6 protein-coding genes are annotated in these 7,543 nt (G+C 58.8%); 3 read left to right on the top strand and 3 right to left on the bottom strand.

Annotated features, from left to right (window positions below; all coding sequences use genetic code 11):
• Window positions 1-741, top strand: a 741-nt coding sequence (locus R0I78_RS00205; RefSeq protein ID WP_317073862.1) for a transposase, incomplete at its 5' end; no start/stop codon positions are given.
• Window positions 742-775: 34 nt separating this feature from the next.
• Here R0I78_RS00205 and R0I78_RS00200 read toward each other — a convergent pair.
• The 3 genes from R0I78_RS00200 to yjeH all read right to left on the bottom strand — a co-directional run bounded on the left by R0I78_RS00200 (window position 776) and on the right by yjeH (window position 4,862).
• Window positions 776-2,185, bottom strand: coding sequence for a cytochrome P450 (locus R0I78_RS00200; protein ID WP_317073861.1), 1,410 nt, complete (start codon window positions 2,183-2,185; stop codon window positions 776-778).
• Window positions 2,182-3,321 (bottom strand): hypothetical protein, encoded by a 1,140-nt coding sequence (locus tag R0I78_RS00195; protein WP_317073860.1) that lies wholly within the window; start codon window positions 3,319-3,321, stop codon window positions 2,182-2,184. Before R0I78_RS00195 ends, R0I78_RS00200 begins: the two co-directional genes overlap by 4 nt.
• A gap of 266 nt (window positions 3,322-3,587) precedes the next feature.
• Window positions 3,588-4,862 (bottom strand): L-methionine/branched-chain amino acid transporter, encoded by a 1,275-nt coding sequence (gene yjeH, locus R0I78_RS00190; protein WP_317073859.1) that lies wholly within the window; start codon window positions 4,860-4,862, stop codon window positions 3,588-3,590.
• 139 nt (window positions 4,863-5,001) lie between these two features.
• On the opposite strand from yjeH, the gene R0I78_RS00185 reads away from it, so the two are divergent.
• Both R0I78_RS00185 and R0I78_RS00180 read left to right on the top strand, forming a co-directional pair.
• Window positions 5,002-5,427, top strand: a complete 426-nt coding sequence (locus R0I78_RS00185; RefSeq protein WP_317073858.1) for an Lrp/AsnC family transcriptional regulator — start codon at window positions 5,002-5,004, stop codon at window positions 5,425-5,427.
• A gap of 9 nt (window positions 5,428-5,436) precedes the next feature.
• Complete coding sequence (locus R0I78_RS00180) at window positions 5,437-7,437, top strand: UvrD-helicase domain-containing protein (protein ID WP_317073857.1); 2,001 nt, start codon at window positions 5,437-5,439, stop codon at window positions 7,435-7,437.
• Window positions 7,438-7,543: the final 106 nt, after the last annotated feature.

The following is a 7,543-nucleotide window of genomic DNA, read 5'->3' as shown; positions in this document are numbered from 1 at the left end:
ATTCGCTGGAGCCGTGAACTGCCCGGCGAGCCCAGTACCGTGACCGTTTCCAAGGACTCGGCAGGCCGTTACTTCGTGAGCTGCCTGTGTGAGTTCGAACCCAGAAAATTGCCTGTCACACCGAACATGACCGGCATTGATCTGGGCCTGACAGATCTGTTTATCACCGACAAGGGTGAACGGATCGGCAATCCCCGCCATACCGCGAAATACGCCGCCAGACTGGCCAAGGCACAGCGCCGGCTGAGCAAGAAAAAGCTCGGCTCGGCCAACCGTGCCAAGGCCCGGCAGAAGGTGGCGAAACTTCACGCCAAAATCTCCGATTGCCGACAGGACAACTTGCACAAGCTGTCCCGCAGACTGATTAACGAGAACCAAGTGATCTGCGTCGAATCCCTGAAAGTGAAAAACATGATCCGCAACCCGAAACTGAGCAAAGCCATTGCCGACGCCGGTTGGGGCGAGTTCGTGCGCCAACTGGCGTACAAGGCGGAATGGGCCGGGCGTTCACTGGCCGCCATTGACCAGTGGTTCCCCAGCTCCAAACGCTGTTCGGGTTGCGGACATACCTTGTCGTCGCTGCCGCTGTCGGTCAGGAAATGGAGCTGCCCCGAATGTGGCGCAGACCATGACCGCGACATTAACGCCGCGACCAACATTAAAGCCGCCGGGCTGGCGGTGTTAGCCCTTGGAGAGAATGTAAGTGGCATGGGGTTAGTCTCCGTGTCCTGTTCTCGATGAATTGGGAATCCCCTTCCTTTAGGGAGGGGAGCAGTCAAGGTTCTTGCTTGTTCCTTGGTGTAAGAATTAGCTGCAGCCCGTTTTCGGATCGAATGGTGAGCCGGCCCACGGGCTGGGGCTCAAAGCCTGGTGGCATGGATATGTGGTAGTGCTGCAAAATGCTGGCCAGTATCAGGCTGGATTCCTGCTGGGCAAAGGCGGCACCAATGCACACTCGCGGGCCGGCACCAAAGGGCAGGTAAGATTTGCTGAGCGGCGTTTTCAGCTCTTTGCTGGTAAAGCGATAGGGGTCAAAGCTGTGCGGGTTGTGCCAGTAGTCTTTATGGCGGTGAATAAGCCAGGGCGAAACCATAACGGTGCTGCCGGCTTTCATTTGTTTGTCTCGCATTTCGGTGGCGTGAGCGCACTCGCGCGATAAAAACCCGACCGGCGGATAGAGCCGCAAGGCTTCCCGGAAGACGTCCCGCACCAGCACCATTTTGCGAATGGCTGCCACGCTCATGGGTTGCTCTGCCAGCACTCTGGCTACTTCTTCATAGGCGTCTTGCTGCACCTGCGGGTGCAGGGCCAGCAAATAGAGAGACCAGGTGAGTGAGCTGGCGGTGGTTTCGTGGCCTGCCAGAAACAGCATGGATATTTGATCCACTATTTCGTTGAAGTTAAAGGGCTGGCCGGTGGTCTGGTCTGTGGTGAGCAGCAGGGAAGAGAGAATATCCTGCTGGTTTTCCAGCTCTGCCCTGGCGTTGGGGCAGCCGGCGCGGGCGGCCTCGGCCTGCTCATAGCGCGGGCGAATAATGTCTTCTATGGTGCCGCGAATTTCTTTGGCGGCGGCCATGCGCTGGCGCTCACTGGCACCACGCTGCATAAAGCCGGGCAGACGGAACATTTTTTTTAAGGCCAGTTTGGGCGACTCGGCCTGAAAGCGCACAAACGCCTCAAGGATGCGGTTGGCCTGCGCTTCGTTCAGTTTGGCCGACATTATGGTACGAAAAATAATGTCGGCGGTGACAAAGGTCATTTCCGGATCTATATCTTGCCCGGGCTGGTGGTTTTTAAGCCGTGCCAGCATGTCTTGAGCGGCGTTTTGCATCAGCCCGAATACCTGCTGCACCCGTGCGTGTTTAAAGGCCGGATCGAGCATGTCTCGCTGTTTTTGCCATTGCTCACCGTTGGTGGTGAAAATGCTTTCGCCCAGCAGCGGCTCTAAAATATCGCCCAGCATCTGGTTTTTAGGAAAGTTGGCCATGTTTTGCACCATGACGTTTCTTACCAGTTCGGGCTGGTTCACCATATACAGGGTAAGGCCGGGCAGTTTGTATTCGCCCATTTTCATGCCGTAGCTGCGCTCATAGAGTGCATCCAGCCAGGAGTGGCGCTTGGTGAAAAACACTTTCCACAGCGAGGCTTTGCTTTTGGCGGGTTTGGGAAATACCGGGCAGCTCATGTTCGCTCCTTCAGTTGGCTGGCAATGGCGAGAGGCCCTGCAGTAAAGGCAAAAAAGTCGTAAGGGCCGGGCTTGTCGGTGGCCATTAAGTATAAAAAGTGCATGGTATACCAGGCGCGCCGCAGTTTTTTATAATGCGGCGGATGAAATAGCGTAAAAAAGCGCGGAGAGAGCATGCGCGGCCCGGCATTGGGGGCGCAGGTTTCGCCGCAGGACGTTACCGGGTTCAGCAGCGGAAAGCAGGCTCCGTCTGTGGGGGCTGTGTAGTCCAGCCACAGCAGCTCGGGCGTGTGCCCCAGTGCGCGCATGTCGGCACGAAAGGCGCTGGCCTTGCGATGAAAGCTTACCAGCGGAATGCAGTGCCCAAGCGTGATCAGCACCACGCGTTGGTTGGCCAGCCTGGCTTTGTTGCTAATCAGCTCCAGCGCCCGGGCCATGGCGGGCATGGCCACCATGGTGCCCACGCTGTGGGCGATGACCACCACTTCCTGGTTACGCTCATCGTTAATGGCATTGGCAATCTGGCCGGCAAAGTGATTAATGCGGGCTTCAAGCTCCGGCACCCTGCCGTTGGCCCAGCGCGCCGAGAACGCATAAATGCGCAACAGCCAGAACACCGCCATTTTGTTGCCCAGCCATTTGCTGCCGTGCATGAGGGCTGCAAACAGCACCAGCCCGGCGGGCCACTGCGCCATTTGCCAGGGTAGCTGGGCGGCGGCCATACCCGACAGCCACAAAGACGCAAACACACTCAGCAGTAAAAAAATAAGCGGATAAAGCCCTGCCATCAGCTGCTTGGGAGAGGCTTTGGCAAAGCGGAATATTTTTCCGGAAAGTAAATACGCGCTAACAAAATACAGGGCATCACTTACTATTTGCCGCCAGCCTTTGGCCCAGTGCCGGCGCACTATGTCGTCCCAGCTTAAAAAGCAGTAGTTGCTTTGCGTGCCGCTGGCATTCAGCTGCCACTGGTGGCTGTGGCTGCTGTGGCGTTTGCGGTCAGCCACGTTAATATTCAGGCCGGTTACCTTGCTTTGCTGCGCTGCCTGCTCGCGATAGAGCCGGTGATAGTGGGCGGCTCCGCGAGGGTCAAAGCCGTGAAGATAAAATACCTGGCGTTGTTTAATGGCGGTCAATCCGTTGTTCCTGAGCTGGATGGGGCGCGCATAGGGTACAGTAAATTGAAATTATTGGCGACGGAGGAGAAAAAGGGGTTGGCCTTTAACCCTCTCCCAGCCTCTCCCTTAAAAGGGAGAGGGGCACAGAGCAATTATTCCCTCCCCTTTATAAGGGGAGGGTTAGGGTGGGGTTGGCCTTTAACCCCCTCCCGACCTCCGCCTTAAAAAGGGGGAGGAGCGGATTGATTCCCTCCCCTTTGTAAGGTGAAGGGTTAGGGTGGGGTTTATTTGGCTGGGGGAGGAGCAGTTACGCCAGGTTGGGGTTGCCGGAACCGCCGCAGCAGCACAAAGCCTGCGCCCATGGCCAGGGCGTAGCCGGCTTCCAGCCCCAGATAAATAAATACGCCGGCGCACAGCAGGGTGGCCACCACGGCCAGGGCGCGCCAGAACCCCTGCAGCAGTTTTACTCCGGCCACCATGGCCAGCAGATACACCAGCACGAAGTTGCCGTTGGCGTAGCGCATTAAGGTTTCCAGCGGCAGCCTGAACAGCCAGGCGGCGAGCACACAAATGACGCTGGCTGCCACCACCCAGCACAGGGCGGCAAAGGGTGCGCCGTGGCGGTTAAGTTTGCTTAACGAGGCGGGCAGTTTGCCTTCGTCGGCCATGCTCCACAGCAGGCGGCCAAAGCCCTGCACATAGAGGTTGAGGCTGGCAAAGCAGGCGGCGTAGCCCACCAGGGCGGCGGCCCAGCGGCCTTTTTCACCAAACAGCATGGCCAGCAGCACCGGGAATGACGTGGTGTTGGTGCGCTCGTCGCCAAACAGGCCAAATTTTACTACCGCCATGGCGTAGGCGAAGTAGATAAAACCCGCCAGCAGCACACCAAACAGCAGCGCCAGCGGAAAGTCCCGCTCGGGCCGGCGAAATTCCTCGCCCATGTGGGTAAAGGCTTCCAGACCCACAAAGCACCAGAACATCACTGCCAGCACGGCGGGCAGGGCGCTCCAGCTTACTGACGATGCCGCCGGCAGAGTGGTGGCGGCACTGGTGGCCAGATCGCCTGCCAGCCACACTGCCACCAGCAGGCTGACAATGGTCACGGCAATTAATAACTGCACCAGGCCCGAGGCTCCGCTGGGGCGGCTGCCCAGCACCAGCACCAGACCAAGGGTGCCCAGCTGAATAAGCAGATCACCCGTGCTGTTCAGCGGAAACAGGGCATGCCAGAAGCCGGTGGTGAGGGTGAGCATGGCGGGCAGGCCCACGGGCAGCACCGCCAGAAATAAAAAGGCGGCGAGTTTTTCCATGGGCAGCCCCAGCGCCCGGCCAATAAGGTGCGGTGCGCCGCCGGCATGGGGAAAGGCGCGGCCCAGGCGGGCAAAGGTAAAGGCTACCGGCAGCACCAGCACCATGAGTAACAGCCAGGCCCAGAGTGAGTCGGCCCCGGCCAGGCTGGCTGCCACTGCCGGCACCACAAAAATGCCGCTGCCCAGCAGCGAGGTGGCCATCATGCCGGTGCCGTAGCCCAGGCCCAGCTCTTTATGTAATCGTCCCATCGAGTTTTAAATCCGTATTCAGTAATTCTGATATATTACCGCCACATTCTTTCAACCCCACTTGGCACTATGATGCTTTCAGTCGGCAAAACGTCGCTTTTACCCGGCGTTTGTCCGGCAGCGTGAAAATGAGGTAACAGTGGACAAGTTCGACCAGAAAATTCTGTCTTTGCTCACGGAAAACGCTCGTATGGCGGTGGCCAGCATTGCCCGTGAGGTAAACCTGTCGCGTTCGGCGGTGTCGGAGCGCATCAAGAGCCTGGAAGAGCGGGGCGTTATCAAGGGGTATCATGCCCGGGTGGGGCAGCCCAAGGGCGTGGTGCGTGCCTATTTTGCCCTTTGTTATCATGTGCGCCAGTGCGAGCAATATGCCGAGCCACTGCGGGCCGTGCCCGAAATTAAGCTGTGCTATACCATCAGCGGCGAAACCGACATGCTGGTCTATGTGGAAGCCGAGTCAATGGAGCGGCTGGATGCCATTCGCCATATTATTGAGCACACACCTCATATTAAAACGGTGCGCACTCACATGATATTGGGCGAAGTGATTAATACCCTGTCTTAAGGCTTATTTATGTTCATTTGCAAAGCCCATTGGCTGGGCCAGCTGTTTAACCATCCGTTTGTGGCGGTAACTGCTTCGGCGCACGGTCCGGTGTTACATCTTAAGGATGAGCAGCATGCACTGGGCTGGCATGAGCTGCTGGCCCCGCCGCAGCTGGAGCAGGGGCGGTTATTTCGCCAGCTGGTGCTGGACTGCCACGACGGCCAGCTGGTGTGCGCCTGGCTGCCTGCTGCCCGGGCCGGTGCGCTGGCACAACAGCTGGCGCTGGGTTGGTTTGAGTTTCACGGGGCGCGGGTGCTGCCGCTGGCGGAGCGCTGCCTGGCGCTGCTGGAAATGGGTTATTTGCGCTATTCCCGCTGGCAGCAGCTGAAGCTGTGGCTTGAAGACGAGCCGGTGCAGTGGCATGCCTTTACCCTGCCCGAGGGCCTGAGTGACCGTGTGTATGCGGCCTTTGAGCTGGTGGCCACCTTGCAGCAGGCAAATGACGACTGGCGTGAGCAGTGCACAGAGGAATATTGCCAGCAGGCGCTGAGAGAGCATAAAACGCTGTTTGATACCCTGGAGGCCCATCCGCTGACGGTGGCCCAGCGTCTGGCCTGCGTGACCGATGAAGATCATAACCTGGTGCTGGCCGGCGCCGGCTGCGGCAAAACCAGCGTGATGGCGGCGCGCACCGCGTTTTTGCTGGCATCAGGCCAGGCCGATGCTCATGAGGTGCTGCTGCTGGCCTTTGGCAATGAGGCGGCGGCAGAAATGCGCCAGCGCCTGCCCGATAATGCCCGTGATGTGCAGGTAAGCACCTTTCATGCCCTTGGGCTGAATATTATTACGCAGGCCACGGGGCGGGCTCCGGCACTGAGCGAGCTGGCCGGTAATGAGCAGCACAAACAGCGCATGTTTGCCCGCTGGCTGGAACAGCTGGCCGGGGATGAAAGCTATGGCGTGCGCCTGCTGGCCTGGCTGCGCCAGCATCGTTTTCAGACGGTGCCAACCCCCGATTTTGCCCGCCTGGCCCGAGAGTGGGCACCGCTGGTGGCGGCGCTTAAATTGTATGGCGCGCCCGAGCAGTTAACCCCGGAGCAGGCTGAGCAGCTGGCACTGGTGCGGCCCTTGCTGGCGCGCTATCAGCAGTATTTGTGCGAGCATAACGAAATTGACTTTGATGACATGATAGAGCAGGCCGCCGAGCTGGTGTACAGCGGCCGTTTTGTGGTGCCCTGGCGGCATGTGCTGGTGGATGAGTTTCAGGATATTTCTGAGCACAGGGCCGGCCTGCTGCTGGCACTGCGCAAGGCTGCCCCCGGGCTGGCACTGTTTTGCGTGGGCGACGACTGGCAGGCCATTTATCGCTTCACCGGGGCGGATGTGTCTGTGACCACCGGCTTTGCCGACTTTTTTGGAGCCAGTGCGGTAACGGCCCTTGATACTACCTTTCGTTTTAATAACGTGATTGAAAAGGTAGCCAGCCGCTTTGTTACCCGCAATCCGCAGCAGTTGCCCAAAACCTTAAGCACCCTTACCCGCTCCGAAGGCCCCTGTGTGCATGTGCTGCCGGTTACGTCTGATAACACCATGGACACCGTGGCCCGCTTGTTGGGGCAAATTGCGGCGCAGCGGCCCGAGGCGAGTGTGTATGTGCTGTCTCGCTTTCGCTTTAGCCTGCCCGATGATGATTTGCTGGCCGGCTGGCGCAAACGCTTTGCCGGCCTGACCCTGAACGCCCAGACCCTGCACGGTGCCAAGGGCAAAGAGGCCGACTGTGTGATTATGCTGGGCCTTGCCCGCGGCCATTATGGCTTTCCGCCTGAGAAAAAGCAGGCATCTTTGCTGGATGCACTGCTGCCCGCCAAAGAAGACTTTCCTCACGCAGAAGAGCGCAGGCTGTTTTATGTGGGCCTGACCCGCGCCCGCGAGCAGGTGTTTCTGCTGGCCGACAGCCAACTGCCGTCACCTTTTGTAAAGGAGCTGCTGGAAGGCGGATATTCTGGCGTGAGCCGGTGGCGGAGCTAACCCCCCTAGCCCTTCACCTTAAAAAGGGGAGGGAACAGAATGTGCTCCTCTCCCTTTCAAGGGGATGCCGCTGTCTTGCTCCTCTCCCTTTTAAGGGAGAGGTTGG

The organism is Oceanimonas sp. CAM02, from assembly GCF_032842915.1.
GTDB classification, from domain to species: domain Bacteria; phylum Pseudomonadota; class Gammaproteobacteria; order Enterobacterales; family Aeromonadaceae; genus Oceanimonas; species Oceanimonas smirnovii.
Note: the sequence above shows the minus strand (reverse complement) of the source record. Positions and strands in the feature narration are given on the sequence as shown.

Coding starts and splice junctions, on each gene's coding strand:
- R0I78_RS00200 (WP_317073861.1), bottom strand. CDS start 2,185: ATGAGCTGCCCGGTATTTCCCAAACCCGCCAAAAGCAAAGCCTCGCTG.
- yjeH (WP_317073859.1), bottom strand. CDS start 4,862: ATGGGACGATTACATAAAGAGCTGGGCCTGGGCTACGGCACCGGCATG.
- R0I78_RS00180 (WP_317073857.1), top strand. CDS start 5,437: ATGTTCATTTGCAAAGCCCATTGGCTGGGCCAGCTGTTTAACCATCCG.